The 26275-nt window shown below is 47.6% G+C and carries 24 protein-coding genes; 19 read left to right on the forward strand and 5 right to left on the reverse strand.

What is annotated here, in order from left to right:
• Nucleotides 1-217 precede the first annotated feature (217 nt).
• The 3 genes from GKG43_RS06020 to GKG43_RS06030 are packed head-to-tail and all read left to right on the forward strand — an operon-like array spanning nucleotide 218 to nucleotide 3370.
• The gene (locus GKG43_RS06020) at nucleotides 218-1807 is read left to right on the forward strand and encodes an FGGY-family carbohydrate kinase (protein ID WP_154253261.1); all 1590 of its coding nucleotides are present in this window, start codon (nucleotides 218-220) and stop codon (nucleotides 1805-1807) included.
• 26 nt (nucleotides 1808-1833) lie between these two features.
• Nucleotides 1834-3156, forward strand: a complete 1323-nt coding sequence (locus GKG43_RS06025; protein WP_129878875.1) for an MATE family efflux transporter — start codon at nucleotides 1834-1836, stop codon at nucleotides 3154-3156.
• 31 nt (nucleotides 3157-3187) lie between these two features.
• On the forward strand, nucleotides 3188-3370 hold the full coding sequence (locus GKG43_RS06030) for a hypothetical protein (protein ID WP_129878876.1): 183 nt from the start codon (nucleotides 3188-3190) through the stop codon (nucleotides 3368-3370).
• Nucleotides 3371-3587: 217 nt separating this feature from the next.
• Here GKG43_RS06030 and GKG43_RS06035 read toward each other — a convergent pair whose 3' ends face one another.
• Together GKG43_RS06035 and GKG43_RS06040 are read right to left on the reverse strand one after the other, a co-directional pair.
• Nucleotides 3588-5687: an FtsX-like permease family protein gene (locus GKG43_RS06035; RefSeq protein ID WP_129878880.1), complete on the reverse strand. Its 2100-nt coding sequence runs from the start codon at nucleotides 5685-5687 to the stop codon at nucleotides 3588-3590.
• Nucleotides 5674-6432: an ABC transporter ATP-binding protein gene (locus GKG43_RS06040; protein ID WP_025655509.1), complete on the reverse strand. Its 759-nt coding sequence runs from the start codon at nucleotides 6430-6432 to the stop codon at nucleotides 5674-5676. Before GKG43_RS06040 ends, GKG43_RS06035 begins: the two co-directional genes overlap by 14 nt.
• A gap of 212 nt (nucleotides 6433-6644) precedes the next feature.
• On the opposite strand from GKG43_RS06040, the gene GKG43_RS06045 reads away from it, so the two are divergent.
• The 3 genes from GKG43_RS06045 (at nucleotide 6645) to GKG43_RS06055 (ending at nucleotide 9545) form a co-directional block, all read left to right on the forward strand.
• The gene (locus GKG43_RS06045) at nucleotides 6645-7403 is read left to right on the forward strand and encodes a LytTR family DNA-binding domain-containing protein (RefSeq protein WP_240285665.1); all 759 of its coding nucleotides are present in this window, start codon (nucleotides 6645-6647) and stop codon (nucleotides 7401-7403) included.
• Between the two features lie 143 nt (nucleotides 7404-7546).
• Nucleotides 7547-8716, forward strand: coding sequence for a GHKL domain-containing protein (locus GKG43_RS23665; protein ID WP_173020083.1), 1170 nt, complete (start codon nucleotides 7547-7549; stop codon nucleotides 8714-8716).
• Between the two features lie 211 nt (nucleotides 8717-8927).
• Nucleotides 8928-9545 (forward strand): DedA family protein, encoded by a 618-nt coding sequence (locus GKG43_RS06055; protein ID WP_025655512.1) that lies wholly within the window; start codon nucleotides 8928-8930, stop codon nucleotides 9543-9545.
• A gap of 13 nt (nucleotides 9546-9558) precedes the next feature.
• Here GKG43_RS06055 and GKG43_RS06060 read toward each other — a convergent pair whose 3' ends face one another.
• The 3 genes from GKG43_RS06060 to GKG43_RS06070 all read right to left on the reverse strand — a co-directional run bounded on the left by GKG43_RS06060 (nucleotide 9559) and on the right by GKG43_RS06070 (nucleotide 13262).
• A complete protein-coding gene (locus tag GKG43_RS06060) occupies nucleotides 9559-10956 on the reverse strand; it encodes a HAMP domain-containing sensor histidine kinase (RefSeq protein ID WP_025655513.1) in 1398 nt (465 codons plus the stop codon).
• A complete protein-coding gene (locus GKG43_RS06065) occupies nucleotides 10953-11663 on the reverse strand; it encodes a response regulator transcription factor (protein ID WP_025655514.1) in 711 nt (236 codons plus the stop codon). The genes GKG43_RS06060 and GKG43_RS06065 overlap by 4 nt, the downstream gene beginning before the upstream one ends.
• A gap of 204 nt (nucleotides 11664-11867) precedes the next feature.
• Nucleotides 11868-13262, reverse strand: coding sequence for a DUF4474 domain-containing protein (locus tag GKG43_RS06070; protein WP_240285666.1), 1395 nt, complete (start codon nucleotides 13260-13262; stop codon nucleotides 11868-11870).
• 289 nt (nucleotides 13263-13551) lie between these two features.
• On the opposite strand from GKG43_RS06070, the gene GKG43_RS06075 reads away from it, so the two are divergent.
• The 13 genes from GKG43_RS06075 (at nucleotide 13552) to GKG43_RS06135 (ending at nucleotide 26136) form a co-directional block, all read left to right on the forward strand.
• Nucleotides 13552-14778: an ABC transporter substrate-binding protein gene (locus tag GKG43_RS06075; RefSeq protein WP_117440945.1), complete on the forward strand. Its 1227-nt coding sequence runs from the start codon at nucleotides 13552-13554 to the stop codon at nucleotides 14776-14778.
• Nucleotides 14779-14951: 173 nt separating this feature from the next.
• Nucleotides 14952-15830 carry a branched-chain amino acid ABC transporter permease gene (locus GKG43_RS06080; RefSeq protein WP_025655517.1) on the forward strand — a complete coding sequence of 293 codons (879 nt, stop codon included), beginning with the start codon at nucleotides 14952-14954 and terminating at the stop codon, nucleotides 15828-15830.
• 9 nt (nucleotides 15831-15839) lie between these two features.
• On the forward strand, nucleotides 15840-16913 hold the full coding sequence (locus GKG43_RS06085) for a branched-chain amino acid ABC transporter permease (RefSeq protein ID WP_025655518.1): 1074 nt from the start codon (nucleotides 15840-15842) through the stop codon (nucleotides 16911-16913).
• Nucleotide 16914: 1 nt separating this feature from the next.
• A complete protein-coding gene (locus tag GKG43_RS06090; protein WP_025655519.1) occupies nucleotides 16915-17673 on the forward strand; it encodes an ABC transporter ATP-binding protein in 759 nt (252 codons plus the stop codon).
• Nucleotides 17674-17685: 12 nt separating this feature from the next.
• The gene (locus tag GKG43_RS06095) at nucleotides 17686-18396 is read left to right on the forward strand and encodes an ABC transporter ATP-binding protein (protein WP_025655520.1); all 711 of its coding nucleotides are present in this window, start codon (nucleotides 17686-17688) and stop codon (nucleotides 18394-18396) included.
• Between the two features lie 14 nt (nucleotides 18397-18410).
• Nucleotides 18411-19055, forward strand: coding sequence for a cytidylate kinase-like family protein (locus GKG43_RS06100; protein WP_025655521.1), 645 nt, complete (start codon nucleotides 18411-18413; stop codon nucleotides 19053-19055).
• A 966-nt stretch (nucleotides 19056-20021) separates the two neighbouring features.
• Entirely contained in the window at nucleotides 20022-20687 is a 666-nt protein-coding gene (locus GKG43_RS06105; protein ID WP_025655522.1) for a response regulator transcription factor, read from the forward strand.
• A 90-nt stretch (nucleotides 20688-20777) separates the two neighbouring features.
• Nucleotides 20778-21692 (forward strand): ATP-binding cassette domain-containing protein, encoded by a 915-nt coding sequence (locus tag GKG43_RS06110; protein ID WP_129878877.1) that lies wholly within the window; start codon nucleotides 20778-20780, stop codon nucleotides 21690-21692.
• Nucleotides 21685-22518 (forward strand): ABC transporter permease subunit, encoded by an 834-nt coding sequence (locus GKG43_RS06115; RefSeq protein ID WP_055154505.1) that lies wholly within the window; start codon nucleotides 21685-21687, stop codon nucleotides 22516-22518. The genes GKG43_RS06110 and GKG43_RS06115 overlap by 8 nt, the downstream gene beginning before the upstream one ends.
• 76 nt (nucleotides 22519-22594) lie before the next feature.
• Nucleotides 22595-23476 (forward strand): HAMP domain-containing sensor histidine kinase, encoded by an 882-nt coding sequence (locus GKG43_RS06120; RefSeq protein ID WP_055154504.1) that lies wholly within the window; start codon nucleotides 22595-22597, stop codon nucleotides 23474-23476.
• A 629-nt stretch (nucleotides 23477-24105) separates the two neighbouring features.
• Complete coding sequence (locus tag GKG43_RS06125; protein WP_050641058.1) at nucleotides 24106-24963, forward strand: DUF5685 family protein; 858 nt, start codon at nucleotides 24106-24108, stop codon at nucleotides 24961-24963.
• The gene (locus GKG43_RS06130; RefSeq protein WP_055154503.1) at nucleotides 24944-25615 is read left to right on the forward strand and encodes a J domain-containing protein; all 672 of its coding nucleotides are present in this window, start codon (nucleotides 24944-24946) and stop codon (nucleotides 25613-25615) included. Before GKG43_RS06125 ends, GKG43_RS06130 begins: the two co-directional genes overlap by 20 nt.
• Nucleotides 25606-26136 (forward strand): hypothetical protein, encoded by a 531-nt coding sequence (locus tag GKG43_RS06135; RefSeq protein ID WP_050641056.1) that lies wholly within the window; start codon nucleotides 25606-25608, stop codon nucleotides 26134-26136. The genes GKG43_RS06130 and GKG43_RS06135 overlap by 10 nt, the downstream gene beginning before the upstream one ends.
• Nucleotides 26137-26275 lie beyond the last annotated feature (139 nt).

A 26275-nucleotide genomic window follows, 5' to 3' on the forward strand; every position in this document is an offset into this window, starting at 1 on the left:
AGTCATTGTCTGATACTTTATCAGTACATCATGGGTGAACTCTACACCATTATTTCCGAAGGTAAATTTACGCAATCACTTTGTTAAAAAATAGTTGTATTAAATACCCGGAAAGGATAAAATAGAGTTAATTCAGGAGTTCTGTAAAATAGCACGAGAAGAAGGCCTGGAAGTAAGAAGACAATTCTGAATAAGTAGGAAAGGGTGTTTAATAAGCATGGAAGCAAAAGAAATCATTACTGCGGGAAAGACCGCTCTGGGAATTGAATTTGGCTCTACAAGGATTAAAGCCGTACTGGTGGATGAGGCCGGTAAGGTTCTTGCATCAGGCAGTCACGATTGGGAGAACCAGTACGTGAACGATATCTGGACATACAGCCTGGATGCTGTATGGAAGGGGCTGCAGGATTGTTACCAGGATCTGGCAGGCAGTGTAAGGGCTACATATGGGCTGGCACTGGAAACAATCGGTTCCATCGGGTTTAGCGGCATGATGCACGGCTACCTCCCTTTTAATAGAGATGGAGAGCTGCTGACACCGTTCCGTACATGGCGCAATAATATCACCGGACAGGCTTCTGAGAAGCTGACAGAGGTATTTCAGTATAATATTCCTCAGAGATGGAGTATCGCGCATCTTTACCAGGCGATCCTGAATGGGGAAGAGCATGTGAAAGATGTTGATTTCTTTACAACGCTGGCCGGGTATGTGCACTGGCAGCTGACGGGCAGAAAGGTGCTTGGCATCGGCGAGGCTTCCGGCATGTTCCCGATTGATGTAGAAAGGAAGGACTTTAACCGTCACATGATAGGCCAGTTCGACGAACTTGTAAAAGAGTGCGGATACCCATGGAACCTGGGAGCGCTGCTTCCGGAAGTACTGGTGGCAGGGGAAGATGCAGGCGTGCTTAGCGAAGAGGGGGCAAAACTGCTGGATGTGACAGGTACCTTGAAAGCAGGCATTCCACTGTGTCCGCCGGAGAGTGATGCCGGCACGGGTATGGCGGCAACAAACAGCGTCGCAAAGCGTACGGCTAATGTATCGGCCGGAACCTCTGTTTTCGCTATGGTTGTTCTGGAAAGAGAGCTTTCCAAAGTATATCCGGAGATCGATATGGTGACGACACCCGCAGGGGATCTTGTGGCCATGGTACACTCCAATAATTGTACATCCGATTTGAATGCATGGGTGAATCTGTTTAAAGAGTTTTCAGAAGCTATGGGCATGGAAGCAGACATGAACAAGCTGTATGGAACCCTGTATAATAAGGCGCTGGAAGGCGATGCGGACTGCGGCGGACTGCTTTCCTACTGCTATTTCTCAGGTGAGCACATTACCGGTTTTGAGAAGGGAAGCCCGCTGTTTGCGAGGACATCCGAAAGTAAGTTTACGCTGGCTAACTTTATGCGTTCCCATCTGTTCACCTGCCTGGGCGCTCTGAAGCTGGGGATGGACATCCTCTACAACGACGGTGTGGAGCTTGACCAGATTCTGGGACACGGCGGGCTGTTCAAGACAGCCGGTGTGGGACAGAGAATCATGGCAGCGGCGACAAAGGTGCCGGTATCTGTCATGGAGACGGCAGGAGAGGGCGGCGCCTGGGGCATTGCACTGCTGGCTTCCTATATGAAGAACAAAGAGGCGGGCGAGACACTGGATGCCTATCTGGCGCAGAAGATATTTGCAGACGAGAAGTCTGTGACACTCGAGCCGGATCCGAAAGATGTGGAAGGCTTTGAAAAGTTTATGGAGAGGTATGTGGCAGGTCTGCCGATCGAACGGGCAGCTGTAGAGATTTTAGATTAACTGCAGGCCTCATCAGGTGAAGAAACATGAATCGGGATTTTACAGAGGGCAGTATCAGAAAGTCTCTGATCTGGTTCGCCTTGCCTATGATGGCGGGAAATCTGCTTCAGCAGCTGTACAATATTGTTGATACTCTAATTGTAGGACAATTCTTAGGGAAGGAGGCACTGGCGGCAGTCGGTGCTTCCTACACGTTGATGACATTTCTGACATCAATTCTGCTAGGGCTGTGTATGGGGAGCGGCGTAGAATTCTCCCTATGTTTTGGAAAAAAGGACATGGACGGCCTGAAAAATGGCGTGTTTATGTCTTTTATACTGATCGGCGGTGTAACGGTGCTTGTTATCGCGATTGTATTCGGGGGAATTGATCTGATTCTCCGGCTTATGCAGGTGCCGGGGGAGATTTACGGAATGATGCGGGATTATCTCTGGGTGATTTTCTGGGGACTGCCGGCAACGTTCCTGTACAACTTTTTTGCCTCATGGCTTCGCGCCCTGGGCAACTCTACGGTTCCCCTTGTATTTCTCGGAATCTCAGCCGTTTTGAATATTTGCCTGGATCTGTACTTCGTACTGGTTTTAAAAATGGGCGTTGCAGGGGCGGCAGGGGCAACGGTGCTGTCACAGTATGTATCCGCGGCCGGAATCTGTCTCTATGTCATGCTGAAATTCCGTGATATGATGCCCGGCCGAAGGCATTTCAGATGGAATCTGCCTGTATTAAAAGACATTTTTCAACTGTCCTTCCTTACCTGCATCCAGCAGTCGGTCATGAATTTCGGAATTCTGATGGTGCAGGGCCTGGTAAACAGCTTCGGCACGATCGTAATGGCGGCCTTTTCCGCCGCGGTAAAGATCGACTCCTTCGCCTATATGCCGGTACAGGATTTTGGAAATGCATTTTCCACCTTTGTGGCACAGAACTATGGCGCAGGCAAAAAAGAGCGTATCCGGGAAGGGATCAAAAATGCAGTACTGCTCGTACTCATTTTTTGCCTGTTAATATCGGCAGGCGTCTTTATCTTCGCAAAACCACTTCTCCTGCTGTTTGTAAAACCCCAGGAGACGGAGATACTCGCCGTAGGTATAAGCTATCTGAGAATTGAAGGCAGCTTTTACTGCCTGATCGGTTTTCTCTTCCTGTTCTACGGCTTCTACAGAGCAATCAAAAAACCGGGCATGTCTGTCATCCTGACTGCGGCATCCCTTGGAAGCCGCGTCATTTTGGCATACATCCTTTCCGCTGTTCCGTGGATCGGAGTAACCGGAATCTGGGCAGCTGTCCCCATAGGATGGCTGCTTGCGGATGGGATCGGGTATCTTTATTATCGGCGGAGGGTGAGATAAATGGGACGCTGTGCGGGAGCAGGAGAGTCTCTTGCGGAAGCGGGATCAGGGGATAATTATCGACCGTAATCACGGTTACTGGAATGATGACCGTCAGAGTGAATGTGTTCACTGCATGAAGGCCGGTGTAGAGATCGCGTTGAAATACCTGGAAATGGAACAGGAAGATGCAGATAAACTTCCCTATGCAGAAAATATATTTCACTGGGAATAAAATTGACTGTTACAGATTCCTCAGATCTTAATGAAGCGGCAGCGCAAAAAGCCGGCATCTCCTGCGATATTGTATATACATATCTGCGGATATTGCCGGCTTTCAGCCGGACAGTTCCCCGCTGCCAAAAAGGGCCCTGCCTTTGTTCCTCTCTCCGGCCGCATCCCATCTCTGCGAGAGCGGCCTTTCCCTGTAATTTCTAAAAGCCTCCCAACATTTAAAGAATACCAAGAATCTGCTGGGATTTGTGAAGGGCGCGTCTGTAAACCAGATACAGGACACCCCAGATGATCAGGATTAATATGAGCAGATATCCCAGGTTGAGAAGTTCCGAGTGAGACACTCTCATGTCGTTGAATACGGACATAAACAGTGCGTATATCCAGCCAATGGCACATCCGAGCAGTGCAGGATACTGGAAAATTTTCCGCAGCTGTTTTTTCAGAATGTTCTTGTTGTAGGCGGGGCCTGCGCCCAGTTTTGTAAGGCTCTGGAACAGGGCCTTGTTGTCCGTGGCAACGGTGATGCTCCGTACGTAACTCATGATGGTGATGGTTGCCAGCATGATGATGAAGATGTACAGGCAGAGCATGACGTAAACGGATATCTGCTGCATATATTCCTGACGTATCTGCACGACGAAGCGAGGCGCGTATTTCCAGTCGTAAGGAGTGTTCTCCATGTCCTGTGAAAGCCCGATGCTTCCGGCATAGCAATAATCTTCCCCATTTTCCCGTGAGGTACGGTCCTCCCAGGCATCGTAATTTCCCATATGATCGGACAGGGCGGTAGTGCGGGCCAGATATTCCCTTCCCAGCGCCCTGGCAAATGCGTAGGAATGTTCGGCGTCTTTTAAATCAAAGCAGATGACCTTTTCCATGTACTGGCTGCCAAGAGAAGCTGCAGCTGTCTGATAATCCGTATCATTCAGAACGTAGGCGAAGGGGCTGCTCATATCGCTGAGGGCATCGAATTCTACGGTACCGTCAAAGGAAAGCGGAAGTGTTGTATCGGTATCCGGGTTGGAAGCGGCGTACAATCCGTCTTTGAATTCCCACACAGTCTCTCTGTAGTCGGTAGTAGTAATCGTTTTATACGTATTGGGTACTACGGTAATATCCTGTCCGCTGATCTCTTCATAGGCACTCTCAGGGAAAAACAGCGCCAGTTTGGCTTCCTTTGCATCCAGGGTCACGTATTGACCGTCGATCAGATCCCTTTGGCGGAAGGAGATTACCAGATTTGCGGCATTGGTTTCCGCGTAGGAAGACAGCGGCATATCGTACTCATCGGAAAGCTTTTGAATATCTTCTCTCGTAATCTGTTCTTCCTGTACCGGAAAATGTAATGCATAAGCTTTTTCATTTTCTCCGATGGTAATACCGGACTGGTCGCTGTACAGCATGCCGAAAAAGGCGGCGAACAGGGAACAGAACAGTAAGAGCACAATGACGCACATGTTTTTCGTTGTCACCTTTGCGGTAAAACGCATCATACTGATGGAAACCAGGTTTTTGTAGTATTTTTCTCTGTGCTTTCCGGCCGAGGACTGAGAAACAAAGCTGAGAATGATCAGGTAGATCCCGGCAAGGGCAACGAGATAAACAAGGTTGAAAATGGATGGTATGTTAATAAGCAACACTTTGGCAGCGACAGCTGGCACGCCGAGGCCAAGTACGATGCCTGTGACGGTCAGGATGACGCCCACTTTCCCTGTCCAGGAAGGGATCACTTTTACCATCTCTGTTTTCTGTCCTGATCGCAGAATCTCCATAATATCGGTTCTGCGGATAAAGCGTCTGCCGGCGAGAAAGAGCAGCAGAACAAGAACGATACAGAATGCAATTCCTACGATAAATCCCTTCCAGCCGAAGCGGTATACCATATCCTCTGTCGGCAGCAGAAATGTCTCGAACAGCTTCCAGATTCCGAAGGATACCGGTACGGAAAGGATCAGTCCAATGACTGCGCCGATGAAGGTTACGAGGGCAAGCTCAGAAAGCAGCATGGGCTTCAGCGCTTTTTTGGGGGTTCCAAGAGCCAGCAGAATACCGTATTCCCGGCTCTTATAGCGGAAGAACAGGCTGGATGCATAGAGGGTGAAGATGGTACACCCCACGGCTGTCACTGCCAGCAGAAGTGTGGCAAGTTTTCGTGTGTCGCCGCCGTCCGGCAGAAAATCCTGTACCGTAGGGCCCAGATACATGAGGGCAAAAGCGGTAATCAGCAGGACCGAAAGGGAAATACAAAATCCCAGCATCAGGTACTGCCCTTTATTCTGTTTTCTGAGTTTGGAAAAAATATTATGCAGCGTCATTAGAATCATCACCTCCAAGTATTCTGAGTACATCCAGCAGCTGGTCCATAAATTCCCGGCGGCTTCCGGTGCGCTCCAGTTCCTGGTTCACCTCACCGTCTTTTAACACAATTACCCGGTCACAGAAGGACGCGGCATAGCTGTCGTGGGTTACCATAAATACGGTTGCATGCATCTCTTCCTTTGCCTGAAGAAATGCGTCGATAACAGCACGGCAGGACTTGCTGTCCAGGTTGCCCGTGGGCTCATCCGCAAGCAGCATATAAGGCTGGTTCATAAGCGCCCTGGCAACCGCTGTCCGCTGTTTTTCTCCGCCCGATATTTCAGCCGGATATTTTGCTGCGATCGAGTCGATGCCGAATATCTCACAAAGCCGTTTCGCCTTGGCTTCCATTTGAGCGGCCGGCTTTTTCGCGATGATCTGCGGGAGGCAGATATTTTCGAATACAGTCAGACCGTCCAGGAGCATGAAGTCCTGGAAGACAAATCCCATATGCTGATTCCGCACAGCTGCAAGCCTGGCTTCACTGAGGCCGGAGATATCTTTTTGATTCAGCAGTATTTCGCCGCTGTCGTGGGGGATAAAACAGGAGATACAATTGAGCAGTGTAGTTTTGCCGCTTCCTGAGGGCCCCATAACTGCAACGAATTCCCCTTTCTTAATTTCAAATGAAATATCTTTAAGCACCGGATAGACGGCGGTTCCTGTCTGATAACTTTTACTTAAATGATTGACCTTTAGCATCTTGTAATTCCTCCTTGTATTTTCTGTACTTGATGACTCTATTGTAGTGGATAGGGGGAAAAATAAATATCTTCCGTACTGTCAAGTTTGGCATAGATTCTGTCATATTTGGTTGACAGTTCAGGCATGCCTGAACTGTTACATATTTGGAAAGTGCATACAACAGAATTCCGGGAAAGGGATTGCAATTATGGCGGTGGGTATGATAGCCTATGGAGGAGAACGGAATCTGGGGGACAAACGAGATGAGAATTGCAATCTGTGATGACGAGAAAAAACTGAGAAACAGCCTGCGCAGAGTGTTGGAAACGCAGCTGCAGCTGGATGGTGTGGACTATGAGATTCAGGAATATGAGTGTGGGGAGGATCTGCTTGCCAAGATAGAACACAATGTGCCGGATATATTGTTCCTGGATATAGAGATGAATGGAATGGACGGAATGGAGACGGCCAGGGAGCTTCGCAGAAAGTATCAGGATACGGTGTTGATCTTTGTGACAGCTTATCCGGATTTTGTGTTTCAGGGATATGAGGTGCATGCCTTCCATTATATATTGAAGCCTTATAAGGAGGAGAAGATACGGGAAGTACTCGGGAAAGCCGTGGAAGAGACCGGGCTGAGCCAGGAAAAGTATTATCTGGTAGAGCAAAAAGCAGGGACGCTGCGCCTGCCGTTTGGAAGGGTACTGTATTTTAAAAGTGAAGGGCGGACCGTGGAGGCATTGCTTGACAACGGAGATATGGAAGCCAGCGCTGCTTATGAAATCGTAAAATTTTATGGAAAGCTTGGTGAGATCGAGGAAGAGATGCCGTCGTTTTTTATCCGGATACATAACCGATATCTTGTGAATCTGAAATACGTGGATAAGCTGGAGGCAAGCAGTCTGGAATGCGGCGGGCAGAGCCTGCCGGTCAGCAGGGCATATAAGCAGGCGACGGCAGTAGCATTTGCGAAGCTAATGTTGAAGTAGCGTTTTGCACAGGAAGGGACAACATGCATATAACAGGGTTTTTTGACATATTGGGGACAGGTTTATATTTTATAGGGAGTTACTTTTTTTACCGTACGCTTACCTGCTTTTTGGAACCGCGCAGGCAGTTTAGCCGGCGGGCAGTGAGTTATCTTATTGGGCTGTTCGTAAGTTCAATGGTGATATTTCCAAGGGATGTGGTAAATATTACGGTTACGATTCCTCTTTTCTTTGCTATGCTGCTGATTGGATTCAAGCAGAAGATTCTGGTAAAAGCTTCTGTTGTGCTTATGTTTTTTCCGATCATCATATCTTTTAATTTCTTGATACAGCAGATTGGGACATGGATCTGGATAAATATGCTGGCAAGAGACGAAATTGCCAATGCGGCGTTATCGAATCTGTCATATATTTTAAATATTTTGTTTTGGTATTGGTTTTGGAAGATTTGGGAAAAAAAGACCAGGGAGATGGTGGATACTCTGGATGAGCAGTCATGGCTTCTGCTGGATGCAGTCTGTCTGGCATCGCTGACCGCTGTGATGAGCTGTGTATACTATACGCCTAGGGAATCCTACAAAGTATGGCTCTGTATGCTTGCGTGTCTGATTACCAATTTTGCAAGTATCAGGCTGGTATTCTATCTGGCGGAGAATATCCGCGGCCGCCTGGAACAGAAAAATGAAAAACTACAGCAGGATTATTACAGGGAATTAGAGGCCGGGCAGCAGGAACTGCGGAAATTCAGACATGATATGAATAATCATTTCAGCGTAGTGGCGGGCTTGATGGACGATGGAAAAGAAGAAGAAGCAAAGAGATATTTCCGGAAATTGTCGGGACATCTTAGCGCGAAAGGGCGTTCATTCTGCAGAAACAGTATTGTTAATGCCGTCCTGAATGCAAAGTACAACCGGGCCTTGGAACAGGAAATTGACTGCTTTTTTAATATTGAGATTGACGAGCTGTTTTTCATTGATCCTTTGGATATCTGTACTATTTTTTCAAATACGCTGGACAATGCCATAGAGGCATGCATGAAGGTAGTCCCAGAGAAACGCCGGATATCTTTGAAGGCGCGATGTACGGAAAAAGGGTATTTCAGTTTTGAGATTGAGAACTCCAAAAACGGGGAGGTTCTGATGGAAAACGGAAGATTCAGGACATGGAAAAAGGAGAAGCAGCAGCATGGGATCGGCATAGAGAATGTCAAAGATGTGGTGAGGCGCTATCAGGGAACGGTGGATATTACCTATGATGCGGAGAGATTTTGTGTTGTAATCCTGATCGCAGAGGGCAGCAGGCTGGCCTGACGATTTCTTTCAATCAAACGGATACCTGATATTAAACAGTATTCTGTAGCTCTGCTGCAGACCCGCCCGAAGGGCATGAGTTACCGGGTGCCCTTTGGGTATGCTTTAACAGATCTGATAGGTTATACTTTTATTTAACAGCAAATAGGAATGATTCGCTCAATTTTTCATATACTTATTTTACAGAATGTGGTAAATGAAGGATGGGTTTATGCAGGAGATTATTATTCAGATTATGAATCAGTTCGGATATCTGGGGGTCTGTTTCCTGATAGCTGTGGAAAATATTTTTCCGCCGATTCCTTCAGAAGTCATCTTGACTTTTGGCGGATTTATGACGACCTATACAAGGCTGACAGTACCGGGGGTTATTATTTTTTCAACTCTCGGCTCCACGATAGGAGCGCTTGTATTGTATTGGGCGGGAACGGCGCTGAATCCGGAACGGCTGGAGACGCTGACCAAAGGGAAAGCATTCCGGCTGCTTGGCTTTGAAAAAGAGGATGTCGAAAAAACGCTCTGCTGGTTTGACAAACATGGAAAAAAAGCGATTCTGTTTGGCAGGTGCATTCCGATCATACGAAGCCTTGTTTCGGTGCCTGCGGGGATGGCGGGAATTAATATGCCGGTCTTTCTCCTTTACACGATCGTAGGGAGTACCATCTGGAATATCGTGCTCGTGTCGCTGGGAGCCATACTGGGAGCTTCCTGGGAAGTTGTTCTGGTGTACATACAAAAATATTCGGCTATCATAAAAGCAGCACTGATTGTAGTCTGCCTGTATCTGGTGATACGGTTTATGTGGAAAAAAATAAAAGCTGCAAAATAGAAGTGCCGGCATTTCAGGAGAGAAATGCCGGTAATTTTATTCTGGCGAGAAAGCCGCCGTATTTGCTGTGTCCTAGTTCCAGTGAGCCGCCGTGGGCCATGGCAATCTGTTTAACGATCATGAGCCCCAGACCATGCCGCTGTCCGTCTGTCCTGCTGTCACAGATCATATAGTGCGGAACCGTGTTTAACTCCTCCAGCTGTTCATCAGTGACTCCCACACCGTTATCCTCGACCGTGATACTGCATGTTTCGTCCTCATAGGATACACTTAAATGCAGTGTACAGCCCTGGGGATTGTGTGTCTGGGTATTGACTAGCAGGTTAGATACGGCACGTCGGATGAGATCTTTATCTGTAATGGACATGCACATACTAAGGGATTCGTCTGTCTCCCAATCTATGGGGTATCTGTTTTCCAGATCCATATTCAGCGCATCAACCACTGTCTGACGGATGATAGGAATGATATCGTTTAGTTCTGTGTGCAGAGGCTGCATATTGTATTCCAGCTTCGACGCGAGGTTCAGGTCGTTGATCAAATGTTTCATGCGGATACTCTGCTCTCGTATGACGGAAGCCTTACTGCGCATACTCTCAGGAACCATAGGAGATTCTTCCAGTTGTCCTGCATATCCCATAATCATAGAAAGCGGCGTGCGGATGTCATGGGAAACACCGGCGATCCAGTTTGCCCTTGCCTGTTCCTGTCTTCGCAGCGCTGTTTCCTGCATCCGCAGCTTTTCCGAGGTACGGTTGACTGCCCGGGCTATTTCCGAAAACAGACCGGATTCCCTGACAAATACATGCTGCCCGCCGGGGAGTTCTTTGATGCCTTCTATGATCGGTTTTATTGTGCCCAGAAGGCGGGTGGTCACCGCCATATAGATCAGAAACATCAAAAGAAAATTCATGCAGATAAAAAGCAGCGCTGTTTTGGGAAAATCGGCAATCAGCTGATAGTCATAGGTATTGTGTACCAGTTTCCAAAAGCGGTCTTTGGGAAAGCCTACAACAAGGAGGCCGTCCGGATGGCTGCTTGTTGCAGTGGGATAATCCCTGAGATAAGCCCTGGACAGATAGGCAATGTCGGCAACGCTGTAGGAAGAAGGAATTTCCTTCGGGAGGAAATCACTGTGCCAGGTAATCTGCAGGGTCTGCCCATCGATGAGGACTGCCCAGGCGTTATCTGTCTTCAGCTGCGCTGCCGCACTGGCGTCCAGGACATATGGGCCGTCTGACTGTTTCGTTAAACCCGCGGATATCGTGTCGGCTGTCGCCCATCCTCCCTGGCTTTTTAACTGGCGTCCGGCTGTGAAAATCAAGAGGGCCAGGTTCAAAAATAGAAGAAGAAAGACGGACAGAATTAAGATTCCAAAAAATCGTCGGATCAGTTTTGGGATGCTGTTCATGCCTGATCCTCCTCAATAATCAGTTTGTAGCCCAGACCCTTTACTGTGATCAGGGATTCAGGGCAGGACGGTACCTTTTCTATCTTCTCGCGTAGCCTGCGGATGTGGGCCATCAGAGAATTTTCATAACCATAGGGGTTGTTGCCCCAGAGGGCCTCACAGAGCAGATCAGTAGTGACGATCCTGCCGGCATTGCGTGAGAGTGCGGACAGGAGTTCGAATTCTTTAGCTGTCAGCGACAAAGTGCCGTCTTCGCGTATGACTTCCGCCCGTTCAAAATCAACGGTACAGTAGGCAAGCCGCAGAAGAGGCGTTTCATGCTTATAGCTTCTGCGCAGAATGGCGCCCAGCCGCAGGGTCAGTTCCCTGGGCAGAAATGGTTTTACTATATAATCGTCGGCGCCAAGCCCCAGCCCGCGGAATCTATCTTCATCTTCTCCGCGCGCGGTCAGAAACAGCACAGGAAAATCCGAGAACCGGCGTATCTCTTTGAAGAGTGTATATCCGTCTCCGTCCGGCAGCATGACATCTAGTACGGCCAGCTCCGGTTTCCAGGTGCGGCAGAGCTCCAGGGCGTCTTTTTGCGTGGAAGCAGTACGGATCCGCCGGTAGCCGTCGTCCTGCAGAATGGAGCGGAGCATTTCCAGCAGATCGTCCTCGTCATCGACCAGAAGGATTTTTTTCCCTTTTAAATAATCCAGTGACATGAACAGTCCCCCTTTTTATATATCTGTTATTATTATAGCATGGAGAATTTCTGAATTTCCTTTTCTGTCATAAATGTAAGGTAAATGTAAGATTTAAAAATATAGATGAAACAAGAACAGGGGATCAGCAATTCCAGACTGCTGATCCCCTGTTGTTTTATTCTTTGCTTATTGCGTTCCTGTTAATCAATGCCGGAAATACTTCTAATCTCTGAATTCATCTTCCTGTCCATCGTAAAATAATTCATAATCTGAACTGCAGAATTCTGATTCATCAGATTGTCCGGAATGGTACATAGAATCTTCCGTCTCATAAGTGTCCCTGCTTACCGGGTAATTTTTGCTTTGAAATCTGCCTTCCTGACTTGGAACCGCTGCATTCTGCCTGGGCGGGCAGAGCCTTGGCGAACACGGACGACAGGATCTCGGAGTACATGACCGGCAGTTATTTGGCTGACACGGCTGACAGGATCCTGGCTGATAGGGCGGGCAAGGCCTCGGAGGCTCAGGCCGGCAAGGTCTCGGAGGCTCAGGCGGGCAAGGCCTCGGAGGCTCAGGCGGGCAAGGCCTCGGAGGCTCAGGCGGGCAAGGTCTCGGAGGTACCGGCGGGCAAGGTCTCGGAGGTTCAGGCGGGCATGGTTTTGGAGGTATTGGTGGAGTCGGTTCCGGCTTCAGGCCGTGGATGAGATCAATCAGCCATTTAAATGCCTCATAAAATCCACGTGCATAGAGAGAATGCAGGAAGAATTCATATACTTCAGGCATTGCCGTTTTTAGATATTCCAGTTTATCCAGTGTGAATTTGTACTTATGTGTTGCAAGTTCATATAGTGCACAATTATTTTTATTTGTCAATTGTACGGCGGTTTCCTGTGCCGCGTTTCTGGTAAGCGACTGTGGAGTATGCGGTTTGTCATAATGAACCAGAACCGTCAGTCTTTTCACGGAGTACTCTTTTTTCGTATACCCGATCTTTCGGAGGGCGCTTACAAAGTTATCGCGCATTTCAGCATCCGGAAAGGTAATTTTTGCATCCATTGTCAGTGTGTCTGTCTCGGAAAACTCGCCCAGCTTAAACCCTGTCAGCCACCAGTGGACCGCACTTCGTTTGATTAGTACTTTTCGGTTTTTCCTAAGTATAAAGGCCAGTGGGATCAGTTCGGCGTCGCTGACAGCCTCATAGAAGGTTCCTTTGAATTTTTCGTGGTCAATGTCTTCTTTTATCGTATTGTAAACCCCGATTTCGCCTCCGGTGGTAATGCCGTACTGACCTTTCCAAAGTTCGATCAGCCAGCGTTTCCCGCCATAAGAAAATGTGACAGGCTCGCAGTCCATGATCATGTTAAAAAGCGGGGAACCCTCATCATAAGCCTCACAATACCCCATCTCTCTCTGCCAGCAGTTCATCAGGGAGTAAAAATAATCCCCCTTTATATCATAGGCAAACCCGGTTTCCTTTAAATCCGCGTTTACATTAGCCGCTAGCAAAGCCTTATCCGAAGTAGGACTAAACTTGTGTGTACGCACCTTCCAGACGATGACAAATATCACAACCAGGAGGAGCAGAACAGCGCCAATTATAATTAATATGGTCAACATGGATAGAATCCTTTCAATATAGTTACTTTATTTTATTCCGTAAAAAGTAAACAGTACCGGATTTTACGTGAAAGTTGCGAAATTAGAAGCAGAGCGGCAGTATAAATCAGATTTTTTATAGCAGTCGGATAAAGTTAGTGTCTGATAATTACCTGCGATTCATATTGTTAAAAGGACCTTTGAAATATTTTTTTATATCAGTCAGAAGCTTGTCTTTCAGGTAAGAAAGTCTATTGACAAAACAGAATTTCGAAGGTATCATAAATAAAACAAAAGGGAGGAATTTTTTATGAAAAAAGGAAAAGCAATTTTAAGCATTCTTTTGGCAGGCATGATGGTGCTTGGAGCAGCAGGATGCGGAGGCAAAGAAAAGAGTGCCGATGACAGTGCCAAAGACAGTACCTCAAAGAGCTCTGCAGAGAGCACGGATTCAGGTTCTTCTGACGGCGATACCTTCAAGATTGGAGGCATCGGACCAACCACAGGCGGAGTGGCTGTTTACGGACAGGCAGTGAAAAACGCAGCAGAGCTGGCAGTCGCTGAGATTAATGAGGCAGGCGGCATCAATGGCAAGCAGATTGAACTGAACTTCCAGGATGATGAGCACGATGCGGAAAAGGCTGTTAATGCTTATAACACACTGAAAGACTGGGGGATGCAGGCGCTGCTTGGGACTGTAACATCCACGCCGTGTGTTGCAGTAGCCAATGAGGCATATGCAGACAACATGTTCTTACTAACACCATCCGGTTCAGCAGTAGAATGTGTACAGTACGACAACGCATTCCGCGTATGCTTCTCAGATCCTAACCAGGGGCTGGCATCCGCTAAATATATCGGAGAGAATAAGCTGGCGTCAAAGGTAGCTGTAATCTATGACAGCTCTGATGTATATTCATCCGGTATTTATGAAAAGTTTGCAGAAGAAGCAAAGAATCAGGATTTTGAGATTGTTGCAGCAGAAGCATTTACCGCCGACAACAACAAAGACTTCTCTACACAGATTCAGAAAGCCAAAGATGCGGGTGCGGAATTGGTATTCCTGCCAATCTACTATACCGAAGCATCTCTGATCCTTGACCAGGCTAAAAAATCTGGATTCGATACGAAATTCTTCGGCTGCGACGGCCTGGATGGAATTCTTGCCGTTGAGAACTTTGATACATCACTCGCGGAAGGCGTAATGCTTCTTACACCATTTGCAGCAGATGCAGAGGATGAGGCAACACAGAAATTTGTTTCTGCATACAAAGAAAAATACGGCGACATCCCGAACCAGTTTGCAGCAGACGCTTATGATGGAATGTATGCGCTGAAGGCTGCATTTGAAGCGGAGAATGTGACTCCGGACATGAGCGCTTCTGACATCTGCGAGGCGGCTAAAAAAGGCATGACAGCAATCAAGATTGAAGGTTTGACCGGCGGAGAAGAAGGAATTACATGGACAGCTGACGGAGAACCGAACAAGTCTCCAAAAGCAGTTGTCATCACAGACGGTGCATATAAAGCGATGTAATAGCAGAGCTAAAGCAAGTAATAACAGAAAAAAGGCAAAAGAGAGCGGAGAACTGCCGGCATGTGGTTCTTCGTTCTTTTTTACAGAGAAAACGGGATTGCATAAAAATATTGTCGGAATCGCCCGTATATGCTATACTTTTGTGAGAAAAAAGAATGAGAAAGAGGTGCCTTATGAGTTTTTTGTCGTATTTAATTAATGGCATAAGCCTTGGCAGTGTCTATGCGATCATAGCGCTGGGATATACCATGGTTTATGGTATTGCCAAGATGTTGAACTTCGCTCATGGTGATGTCATTATGATTGGCAGTTTTGTTGTGTTCATAACTACGAGCGCAACAGGGATGAATCCGCTGCTGGCAGTTTTACTGTCTGTTGTAATCTGTACCATACTTGGTATCGTGATTGAAAGACTGGCATACAAGCCGCTTAGAGGAGCTTCGCCGCTGGCCGTACTGATTACTGCGATTGGTGTCAGTTACTTTTTACAAAACATTGCGCTCCTTTTATTTGGTGCAAATCCGAAATCCTTCACATCTGTGGTGAAGGTTCCGGCGCTGAATCTGGCGGGCGGTAAGCTGATTATCTCAGGAGAGACGATTGTGACGATTGTAACATGTCTTGTAATTATGATTATCCTGACTATGTTTATGAAAACAAAACCAGGGCAGGCCATGCTGGCTGTATCCGAGGATAAAGGTGCAGCGCAGCTGATGGGGGTAAATGTCAACAAGACGATTTCCCTTACATTCGCGATCGGTTCCGGCCTGGCAGCAATTGCAGGCGTGCTCTTGTGTTCTGCATATCCATCCCTGACGCCTTATACAGGCTCCATGCCGGGTATTAAGGCGTTTGTAGCAGCGGTGTTTGGAGGAATCGGTTCTATCCCGGGCGCACTTCTCGGCGGTGTGATTCTTGGTGTGATCGAGATCCTTTCCAAGGCATATATCTCCTCACAGCTTTCGGATGCAATTGTTTTTGGTGTCCTGATTATTGTGCTGCTTGTGAAGCCTACCGGTATTCTGGGCAAGAAGATCAATGAGAAAGTGTAGGTGGGACAGATGAAAAAGAAGATGCTAAAGACTACAAAAAATAATTTTATTACATATGGCATAGTGATTCTGGCCTATATTATTGTGCAGATATTCGTATTATCGGGCAGCATGTCCAACCTGATGCAGGGGCTTTTAGTGCCGCTTTGCACTTATGTTATTCTTGCGCTCTCCCTGAATCTTACGGTGGGTGTGCTGGGGGAACTGAGTCTTGGACATGCGGGCTTCATGTGTATCGGTGCGTTTACCGGAGCCTTTTTTTCAAAGTGCACCTTTGGAACCATGCCGGACGGGCTTCGTTTTTTCCTGGCCATTCTGATTGGTGCGCTGGTGGCGGCAGTTTTCGGTATATTAATCGGAATTCCAGTTCTTCGCCTGCGCGGAGATTATCTGGCGATTGTGACGCTGGCATTTGGGGAAATTATTAAAAATGTGATGAATGTTTTATACGTTGGAAAAGATTCATCCGGATTCCATTTTTCATTGAAGGACCAGATGTCGCTCAACCTTGAAGCGGGCGGCGAAGTAATCATAAAAGGTGCGCAGGGAATCTCAGGAACACCGAAGAATTCTACATTTACAATCGGCGTGATTCTGGTTTTGATTACCTTGTTTATCATTCTTAATCTGATGAATTCCAGGGATGGACGTGCAGTTATGGCGATCCGCGATAACCGTATTGCTGCAGAATCTATCGGAATCAATATTACAAAATATAAATTAATGGCATTCGCAATCTCTGCCAGTCTTGCAGGTGTGGCGGGCGTCCTCTATGCACATAACCTTGCAACACTGACAGCGCTTCCGAAAAATTTTGGATACAATATGTCCATCATGATTCTGGTATTTGTGGTGCTCGGCGGAATTGGAAATATGCGCGGATCTATTATTGCGGCAGTCATTCTTACCCTTCTTCCGGAAGTGCTCCGCGGGCTCAATGATTACCGTATGCTGATCTATGCGGTCGTATTGATTGTTATGATGCTCTTTAACTGGAGCCCTAAGGCTCAGGACTGGAAGGCGCGCCATTCCCTGAAGAAGTTATTTGGCAGAAAAGACCATGCAGCGAAGGGAGGGAACTAAGATGGCTCTATTAGAAGTAAAGAATCTGGGTATCTCATTCGGAGGTCTCCGTGCGGTAGACGCTTTCGATGTCGCTGTCGAACCTGGCCAGCTCTATGGGCTGATTGGGCCGAACGGAGCGGGTAAGACAACCATTTTTAATTTGCTGACAGGTGTCTACCAACCGACGGAAGGCAAGATCCTCCTCGACGGCAAAGATATAACAGGGAAAAAAACCATCGACATTAACAGAGCCGGTGTGGCCCGGACCTTTCAGAATATCCGCCTTTTTTCAGCATTGACTGTCCGGGATAATGTAAAGGCAGGCCTCCACAATGGACATCGTTACAGTACCGTGGAGGGGATTCTGAGGCTTCCACGCTACCACAGGGTGGAAAAAGAGATGGACGAAAGAGCGATGGAATTATTAAAGGTCTTCGATCTTGATAAAGAGTCGGAATATCTTGCATCCAATCTTCCCTATGGAAAACAGCGGAAGCTGGAGATCGCAAGAGCTCTTGCAACGAATCCAAAGCTCCTGCTGCTGGACGAACCTGCGGCCGGCATGAACCCGAACGAGACGAATGAACTGATGGATACGATCAAGTTTGTACAAAAAGAATTCAAGATGACGATCCTTCTGATTGAGCATGATATGAAGCTGGTCAGCGGAATCTGTGAGAAGCTGACGGTACTGAACTTTGGACAGGTGCTTGCCCAGGGAGATACAAAAGAAGTGCTCAGTAATCCGGAAGTAATTACGGCTTACTTAGGCGAATAGGAGGGGATATAGTTGTCAATGTTGAAAATTACAGATTTGGAAGTATATTACGGGGTAATCCAGGCAATCAAAGGGATATCCTTCGAAGTAAAAGAAGGCGAGGTCATCGCGCTGATTGGGGCAAATGGTGCGGGGAAAACGACGATTCTCCACACAGTTACAGGGTTGATTGCACCAAAAGCCGGAAGAATAGAATTCGAGGGAACCGATATCACGAAGACACCTGCCCATAAGATTGTATCCATGGGAATGGCGCACGTACCGGAAGGAAGACGTGTGTTTGCGCAGCTTTCAGTATATGAGAACCTGAAGCTTGGAGCCTATACAAGATCAGATAAAACGGAGATAGAACAGACACTAGAGATGGTATATAAGCGTTTCCCGAGGCTGAAGGAGCGCAGGAACCAGGCGGCAGGAACCTTAAGTGGCGGCGAGCAGCAGATGCTTGCTATGGGGAGGGCGCTGATGAGCCATCCGAAAATCATTCTGATGGATGAACCTTCCATGGGACTTTCCCCCATCTTCGTAAATGAAATATTTGATATCATCAAAGAAGTAAGCGCCGGCGGCACAACCGTGCTGCTCGTGGAACAAAATGCAAAAAAGGCATTGGGAATTGCAGACAGAGCATATGTTCTTGAAACCGGGAATATAGTGCTTACAGGAGAAGCGAAAGCACTGATGAACGATGAGTCAATTAAGAAAGCTTATCTGGGTGAATAAGAGGGGGTGTACTTGTGGACAACATTATTATTACAATTCAGAGGCAGTTTGGAAGCGGTGGAAAGACGATTGGTGAAGATCTTGCCAGAGAACTTGGCATTCCATGCTATGGAAGAAACATCCTGCGAATGGCATCGGATGACAGCGGAATTAACGAAGCATTATTTAACGAGGCCGATGAAAAGATCCAGTCGGGCAAACTGTTCGGGATATCCAAGCATATCTATGACGGACAGTTGATTCCTCCGGGCCGGGACAACTTTGTTTCGACCGAGAACCTGTTTTACTATCAGGCAAAGATTATGAAGGAACTGGCGGAAAAAGAATCCTGTGTGATTATCGGGCGCTGCGCCGGGTTTGTGCTCCGTGATAATCCCAATGCAATCAGCGTTTTTGTACATGCGAACAAGCAATTCTGCCTGGACAGGGCAGGAGAGCGCGTTGCGCTGACCGGAAAAGAGCTGGAGCGGTATGTGGAAGAAATTGATAAATACCGGGGGAATTTTCATAGGTACTATACAGGTCTGGAATGGGATGATGCGAAGAATTATGACTTGAGTATCGACAGCGGTAAAGTCGGATTTGAAAAGACTGGGGAGATTATAAAGGAATATGTGAAGATCAGGTTTGGAAGACTGCCTTATGCGGGGGAACGGTAACGAGATACTTTTTTGGCGGATGGGACGCTCGAGGAAGGGAGAGCCGTGAGCCTTCAGAAGAATATACCTGTCCTTTCTATACGCGGACACGGACCTAAGAAATACCAGGCATGGTACAGCCGCGAAAATGGAGCACAGCTGACACATCGTGAGAAATCTGATGATTTCTCGCGCTGGGTCAGCTGATTTTTTGATTCGGGATCAAAAAATCTCTCCATTTTCACGGCTGTACCACGCCTGGTATTTCTAAGATCCGCTTTAGCGTATAGAAAGGACAGGCATATTCTTCTGAAGGCTCACAGCTCTCCCTTCCTCGAGCTGGTGCATCCGACGGGAAGTGAAACCCGTTTCCATGGAGGTTCCTTAGACGGGGCAGCGTATGGGAAGTGAATTGGTGGAACTTTTATTCCCAGTAAGTTTTTAAACATTTCCGATCCACTTGGACTAATATACCACCCGGGAATGTGCCATTTCCTGCCGGGCAGATGAACGATTATGTGCAGTCAGCCCACATCCGCTGCACCCGTAGAAGTCCCTCCGGATAATAATCTCTTAACTACCGTTCGGATGCGCCAGCTTAATGACAGGGATGCCGGGAAGGGGATGGGGCTATATATGCCGGTTCGAGCATGCTGGAGTGCGCCTACTGCTTCTTGGACAACCGGTGCCGGCCAGGCGGGGAAAAACTTGATTACCAAATCAAGTTTTTGCAGAACCCAGCGCGGGAAATCATCAGATTTCCCGTGATGTGTTCTGCGTACCCGCCTGGCCGGCACCGGTTGACCTAGAAGCAGTTGGCAGCACGGGTGCATTTCGAACCGGCATATATAGCCCCATCCCCTTCCCGGCATCCCTGTCATTAAGCGTCCCTCATCTATACGAGTAATCCCACAGTTGCTATTATCCCCCTTGTCCCCTATAATAGACTTCAGTGTATTAATTGTAACTAAGCGGGAGGTGGTTCTGATTAAGAATATTATGATTATAGATGACGATGTAAGTATCGGGAATATGCTGGAGGAGGCGCTGGCCAGGGAGGGGTTCAGGGTTTCCCGCGCGTATTCTGGGACAGAGGCGCTTCTTTATCTGGAGGCGAACAGGCCGGACCTGATCCTGTTGGATCTGATGCTGCCGGGGTTAAGCGGAGAGGAAGTGCTTCCTGAGATAAAGGGGATTCCTGTGATTGTGATCAGTGCGAAAGCGGAAGTCAGTGATAAGGTGGAGCTGCTGCTGGGCGGGGCAGCGGATTATGTTACGAAACCGTTTGATATACAGGAGCTGCTTGCACGAATTGAGGTTCAATTTCGCAACAGATCCTGTACAGAGGCCTCTTCTGTTCTTAAATGGGAGAAATTGTCCATGGATTTGTCCGCACATTCTGTCAGTGTGAATGAATGCGGAGTCCATCTGACGAAAACAGAGTTTGCGATTTTAAAGCTTCTTATGAAAAATCCTTCTCAGGTGATACCAAAGTCTGTGATACTGGACAGAATCAGTGAGGATACCCCCGACTGTGTGGAAAGCTCTCTAAAGGTTCATATCAGCAATCTGAGAAGGAAGCTGCGGGAAGCCGGGGGCAGGGATTATATTGAAGCCGTCTGGGGAATTGGTTTCAAACTGAAAGAAGAATAAAATCTTTACGATTTCTTTACTGCCTTCTTTACTGCTGTCTTAACCTTTATCAGTTAGAATGCCAGTATCAAATAAAAGGAGGCAAAATAAATGGAATATGTTCTGACAACCGATTCTTTAAGCAAACAATACGGACATTTTAAAGCATTGAATAATTTTTCCATACATGTTCCGAAAGGGGCAATCTATGGTTTTGTGGGTAAAAACGGCGCCGGTAAGACAACACTGATCCGGCTCATATGTGGCCTGCAGGAACCGACATCTGGGCAGTATACGCTCTATGGGGCCGGCGGCAGAGGCGCAGAGATTGCACAATCCCGCCGCAGAATGGGGGCAGTAGTGGAAACCCCCTCTATCTATCTGGATATGACTGCACAGGATAATCTGAAGGAGCAGTACCGCATCCTGGGTCTGCCGTCTTTTGATACGATACCGGAGCTTCTTAGGCTGGTGGGACTGGAAGATACCGGAAAGAAAAAGGCAAAGAACTTTTCCCTGGGGATGCGGCAGCGACTGGGAATCGCAATTGCACTGGCGGGTGATCCGGATTTTCTGGTATTGGATGAACCGGCTAATGGTCTGGACCCGCAGGGGATCATCGAGATGCGGGAGCTGATTCTAAAGCTGAACCGGGAGCGGCAGATTACCGTTTTGATTTCCAGCCATATTCTGGATGAACTGTCCCGTCTTGCCACGCATTATGGTTTTATTGACAGGGGACATATGATTAAGGAGATCAGTGCACCGGAACTGGAGGCTGCCTGCCGTAAGTGTGTGCGTGTGGAAGTGACAGACACGGGGGCGTTGTCAAAGGTGCTGGACCGGATGGAACTGGAGTATGAGATCCTGTCTGACAGCCAGGCGGACATCTTTGCCAGTGTAAATGTAACCGCTTTGGTACTGGAGCTTGCAGAAATGAACTGTGAAGTGCTGTCCATGAATATCCGGGATGAAAGCCTGGAAAGCTATTACGTCAGTCTTGTAGGAGGTGGCAGCTATGAGTAAACTTTTATCTGCAGACTTTGCGAGACTCAAAAAAGACAAGGTATTCTGGATCGGTATGATATTTATGTTGGCAGTGGGAATTCTAAGTCCTGTCATGAACTATATCGATATGAATCAGGGAGGATACAAAATTCCCCTGGAGAGTTCATTTTTTGTATATGCTGTCTACATTGGAATTCTGTTGTCAGCATTCTGCAGCCTGTTTGTGGGCACGGAATATAGTGACGGAACGATACGGAATAAGATTGTAATCGGTCATGGCAGAATTCAGGTTTATCTCTCGCACTTTCTGGTATGTTCAGCGGCAGGGCTGCTGATGTGTGCGGCCTATTTTCTGCCGGCAGGAATGATTGGAACTTGTCTGCTGGGATTTTTCCAGACGGATATTCAGGTGATTCTGGGATTGATTTTGTGCAGCGTTATCATGTCGCTGGCCTTTACTGCCGTTTTTACAATGGTTGCAATGCTGAACCAGAACAAAGCACTTGTGGCGGTGATCAATATGCTGGGTGTATTTATTCTGCTCTTTGGGGCCATTTATATCCGGGCAAAGCTCTATGAACCAAAAGTATATGAGGGCTACGTATATAAGGATGAAAGCGGGGAAATCGTGGAGGTCGAAGAAGAGCCTAATCCCAATTACCTCAGCGGCACAAAGCGGGAAGTGTATACATTTCTCTATGATGTTATACCTACATGCCAATCCCTCCAGATAACGTCGATGGAGGCGGTAAGCCCATGGAGGCTGGCCGGGTATTCTGCGGCAATCACCATTGCGGCAACAGGGGCCGGCCTGTTTTTCTTCCGGAAAAAGGATATCAAGTGAGTACTCCCGGCAATTCAGCCGCAAAAACAGGTGCAAAAGAATGTCCGGGAATGCTCAAAGGAAAGGAGGACGTGTCATGCTCTGGCTCGGTATTTTATGTGCAGTTCTTGGAATCACAGTCGTCATATTGCTTGTCAAAATCGTTCTGCTTCACCGGGCGGGCGATGAAATACACTCTCAATTTGTCGAGAAGCTGGAGAATGACACGAATACCCTGATCCTCCTTTCTACCCGTGACCGCTATATGTGCAGGCTTGCCGAAGAGATCAACGTGCAGCTCAGGGAACTTCGTGCACAGCGCCGCCGATTTCAGCAGGGAGATTATGAACTGAAAGAGGCGGTTACGAATATCTCTCACGATCTTCGCACCCCTCTGACCGCAATCTGCGGCTACCTGGATCTGCTGGAACAGGAAGAAATATCAGAGACAGCCGGCAGATACCTGGCGGTCATAAAAGAGCGTTCCGAAACATTAAAACAGCTCACGGAGGAACTTTTCCGCTACTCTGTGATCACATCAGTACACAGGGACGCCAATGAGGAAGATATCATATTAAATCACGTTCTGGAAGAAAGTATATCTGCATATTATGCCGCCCTGAAAAACAGCCGTATTGAACCGCAGATCTCCATACCGGAAGAAAAAATCAGGCGCAGGCTGGACAAAAAATCAGTATCCCGGATTTTCAGCAATATTATAAACAATGCGTTAAAATACAGCGATGGCGACCTCCATATTATGCTGCGGGAAGATGGTGAGATAATCTTTTCCAATCATGCATCCCGGCTCAACGAGATCCAGGTCGGAAGACTGTTCGACCGCTTCTACACGGTCGAGGCAGCAGATAAGTCAACAGGGCTGGGCCTTTCCATTGCAAAAATATTGACGGAACAGATGCATGGGAAAATCAGCGCACGCTACAACGACGGCGTGCTAAGTATCCATGTCCGCTTCTAAGAATTGCTAATTAGCTACGAGAATTAGCGGCGAGCTTTAGCCTCGGCGCGGATGGGGCCTCTAATAACCAAAATGCCGGGAAGTGTGCCCTAATAAAACTTTCCGGGGACAAAAAATTTCCCCCTGATCCAATACCATAAGCTGCCCCCGTCTAAGGCTCCATCTGAGGAACGAGTCTTTTCCTGCCGGCCGGATGCGCCAGCTCCATGAAGGGAGAGCCGAAGGCCCCCGGAAGAACATACCTGTTATGAAAAATCGCTTAAGCGGACCTTAGTAATTCTTGGCGGGAACCGGTCATGAAAATGGAGAGCTTCATTGATTCCGAATCAATGAAGCTGCTGACCCAGCGCGTGAAATCATCAGATTTCACGTGATGTGTCAGCAGTGCTCCATTTCCATGGCCGGTTCCCGACTAGAATTACTTAGGTTCGTGTCCGCGATTTTTCATAACAGGTATGTTCTTCCGGGGGCCTTCGGCTCTCCCTTCATGGAGCGTCCCCCACCCCGAAAAAAACTACGTCCCTAAATCCCGAAAAATATCTTTGCAATGAGAAATTTTGATGTTATAATAGCATACATATGCAGCAAAAAGGAGAAAATGTATCAGGGATACATTACTTGTGCGGACTATGTTTGGTTATGTAACGATATGTGAGCCTGAACTCAAGGTAAAAGATTTAAGGAAATATAGAGCATATTACTGTGGACTGTGCCGGACGCTGAAGGAGCGCTTCGGGGGCCTGGGACAGCTGACCCTGACCTATGACATGACGTTCGCGGTTATTTTGCTGACTTCATTATATGAGAGTGAAACCAGATTCTCCAGCCATCGCTGCAAGGTTCATCCAGTGAAAAAGCAGAATATGCTCCAGAATGAAATTACGGAATATGCGGCGGATATGAACGTGCTCCTGGCCTATTATCATCAGAAGGACGATTGGGAGGATGAGAAGAAGATCAGCGGTTTCGCGGGGTATCATGCCCTTAAGGGCAGGGCGCAGAAGGTCGTGGAGAAGTATCCGAGGCAGAGCCGTGTGATAGAGGAAGAACTGAAAAATCTTGCAGACTTTGAAAAAGAAGCAACGCAGGATATCGACAAGACAGCCGGGTGTTTCGGCAGGCTGATGGCAGAGATGTTTGTGTTCCGGGAAGACCTGTGGGAGGGAAGGCTCCGCAAGATGGCTTTTTACCTTGGAAAATTTATCTATATCATGGACGCATACGAAGACCTGGAGAAGGACAAGAAGGCCGGATGCTACAACCCTCTGAAGGAACTGAGCCGGAGGGAGGACTATGAGGAGCGGTGCAAGGAACTTCTCTGTATGATGATCGCAGAATGCAGTGCGCAGTTTGAACTGCTTCCCTGTTTATTAGATGTAGACATTTTGCGGAATATATTATATGATGGTGTGTGGACCCGTTATCGTAAGATGCAGGAACAAAAGAAGAAAAGTGAGGATAATCAGAATGACAAAGAATCCATATGATGTGCTGGGAGTTTCTCAGAATGCATCGGATGATGACATAAAAAAAGCATACAGGGATCTGACCAGAAAATATCATCCGGATGCCAACGTGAATAATCCGCTGGCTGACCTGGCGGAGGAGAAGTTCAAGGAAGTACAGGAAGCCTATGATGTAATCATGAAAGAGCGGGAGCAGGGCGGCGGTTATGCAGGCTATGGTTCAGGAAGCAGTTCCGGCGGTTATGGCTACGGTTATGGCGGTTCTGCAGGCGGTTACCAGCAGAGCAGCGGGCCGCAGAATGCAGAGATGCAGGCTGCCGTCAATTATATCAATTCGAGGCGCTATCAGGAAGCAGTCAATCTTCTGAACCGTATGCCGCAGCGGGATGCACAATGGTATTATCTGAGTGCGGCGGCTAACATGGGCATGGGCAATAACGTGCTGGCAAAGGATCATGCGGGCCAGGCCGTGAATCTGGATCCCGGTAATCCGCAGTACCGCCAGCTGTTAAACCAGCTCGAGTGGAACAGCCAGCTGTATCAGAATAATCCATATGGCGGCGGATACGGCGGCAACAATCAATCTTGCGGTACGGGAAACCTGTGCTGTGACCTGTGGTGTGCGGACAGCTTATGTGAATGTATGGGAGGAGATCTTTGTTCATGCATGTAAAGGCTAAGAAAATGGCTTTTGGAGGACTGCTGCTGGCTTTGACAATTGTCTGTATGGTGCTGGGCAGCGTGATAGAATCTAATACCTTATTTCTTCTGGCGGCGGCGTCCTATTTCGTGGGTATTATTATCCGTGAGACGGGAATGCGGACAGGTGCGGCCTTCTATATCGCGGCGGTGCTGCTCGGATTTATCGTGGCGCCGAATAAGATTTATGTCGTATCTTTTGCGGCCATGGGCTTTTATATACTTGCGGCGGAACAAGCGTTTGTGATGCTGGGCCGGACTGAGGCCAGGGTAAACAGAAAGGCGTTGTTCTGGGCGATTAAGTATATCATTTTTAATATTTTATATATTCCTGCGCTGATCGTGTTCCAGCAGCTTTTGTTCGGCAGGAATCTTTCCCCGGCATGGATGGCAGGGCTGATTGCTGCGGGGCAGGCAGGGCTTTGGATTTATGACAGGGCATATGATTATGTGCAGAGGCACATATGGAGTAAGCTGCGAAAACGGCTTTTTTAGGTGGCTTATAATTTAAAAAAGAGATGAGCATTCATTCCCGGTATGGCAGAAAAGTACATATCGGGGATTTTTTTGCTTATTTTAAATCCTTTTGGTTATATACAGGATTATATAGAGAGTAAGACGTTTTACAAAAAGA

Origin of the sequence: Eubacterium sp. BIOML-A2 (assembly GCF_009680135.1) — a bacterium.
In the GTDB taxonomy this organism is placed as follows: domain Bacteria; phylum Bacillota; class Clostridia; order Lachnospirales; family Lachnospiraceae; genus Faecalicatena; species Faecalicatena contortus_B.

Bases quoted from the DNA above. Each gene is read 5' to 3' on its own strand.
- GKG43_RS06020 (WP_154253261.1), top strand. From the start codon at position 218: ATGGAAGCAAAAGAAATCATTACTGCGGGAAAGACCGCTCTGGGAATT.
- GKG43_RS06025 (WP_129878875.1), top strand. From the start codon at position 1,834: ATGAATCGGGATTTTACAGAGGGCAGTATCAGAAAGTCTCTGATCTGG.
- GKG43_RS06035 (WP_129878880.1), bottom strand. From the start codon at position 5,687: ATGACGCTGCATAATATTTTTTCCAAACTCAGAAAACAGAATAAAGGG.
- GKG43_RS06040 (WP_025655509.1), bottom strand. From the start codon at position 6,432: ATGCTAAAGGTCAATCATTTAAGTAAAAGTTATCAGACAGGAACCGCC.
- GKG43_RS06045 (WP_240285665.1), top strand. From the start codon at position 6,645: ATGGAGGAGAACGGAATCTGGGGGACAAACGAGATGAGAATTGCAATC.
- GKG43_RS06055 (WP_025655512.1), top strand. From the start codon at position 8,928: ATGCAGGAGATTATTATTCAGATTATGAATCAGTTCGGATATCTGGGG.
- GKG43_RS06060 (WP_025655513.1), bottom strand. From the start codon at position 10,956: ATGAACAGCATCCCAAAACTGATCCGACGATTTTTTGGAATCTTAATT.
- GKG43_RS06065 (WP_025655514.1), bottom strand. From the start codon at position 11,663: ATGTCACTGGATTATTTAAAAGGGAAAAAAATCCTTCTGGTCGATGAC.
- GKG43_RS06070 (WP_240285666.1), bottom strand. From the start codon at position 13,262: ATGTTGACCATATTAATTATAATTGGCGCTGTTCTGCTCCTCCTGGTT.
- GKG43_RS06075 (WP_117440945.1), top strand. From the start codon at position 13,552: ATGAAAAAAGGAAAAGCAATTTTAAGCATTCTTTTGGCAGGCATGATG.
- GKG43_RS06080 (WP_025655517.1), top strand. From the start codon at position 14,952: ATGAGTTTTTTGTCGTATTTAATTAATGGCATAAGCCTTGGCAGTGTC.
- GKG43_RS06085 (WP_025655518.1), top strand. From the start codon at position 15,840: ATGAAAAAGAAGATGCTAAAGACTACAAAAAATAATTTTATTACATAT.
- GKG43_RS06090 (WP_025655519.1), top strand. From the start codon at position 16,915: ATGGCTCTATTAGAAGTAAAGAATCTGGGTATCTCATTCGGAGGTCTC.
- GKG43_RS06110 (WP_129878877.1), top strand. From the start codon at position 20,778: ATGGAATATGTTCTGACAACCGATTCTTTAAGCAAACAATACGGACAT.
- GKG43_RS06115 (WP_055154505.1), top strand. From the start codon at position 21,685: ATGAGTAAACTTTTATCTGCAGACTTTGCGAGACTCAAAAAAGACAAG.
- GKG43_RS06120 (WP_055154504.1), top strand. From the start codon at position 22,595: ATGCTCTGGCTCGGTATTTTATGTGCAGTTCTTGGAATCACAGTCGTC.
- GKG43_RS06125 (WP_050641058.1), top strand. From the start codon at position 24,106: ATGTTTGGTTATGTAACGATATGTGAGCCTGAACTCAAGGTAAAAGAT.
- GKG43_RS06130 (WP_055154503.1), top strand. From the start codon at position 24,944: ATGACAAAGAATCCATATGATGTGCTGGGAGTTTCTCAGAATGCATCG.
- GKG43_RS06135 (WP_050641056.1), top strand. From the start codon at position 25,606: ATGCATGTAAAGGCTAAGAAAATGGCTTTTGGAGGACTGCTGCTGGCT.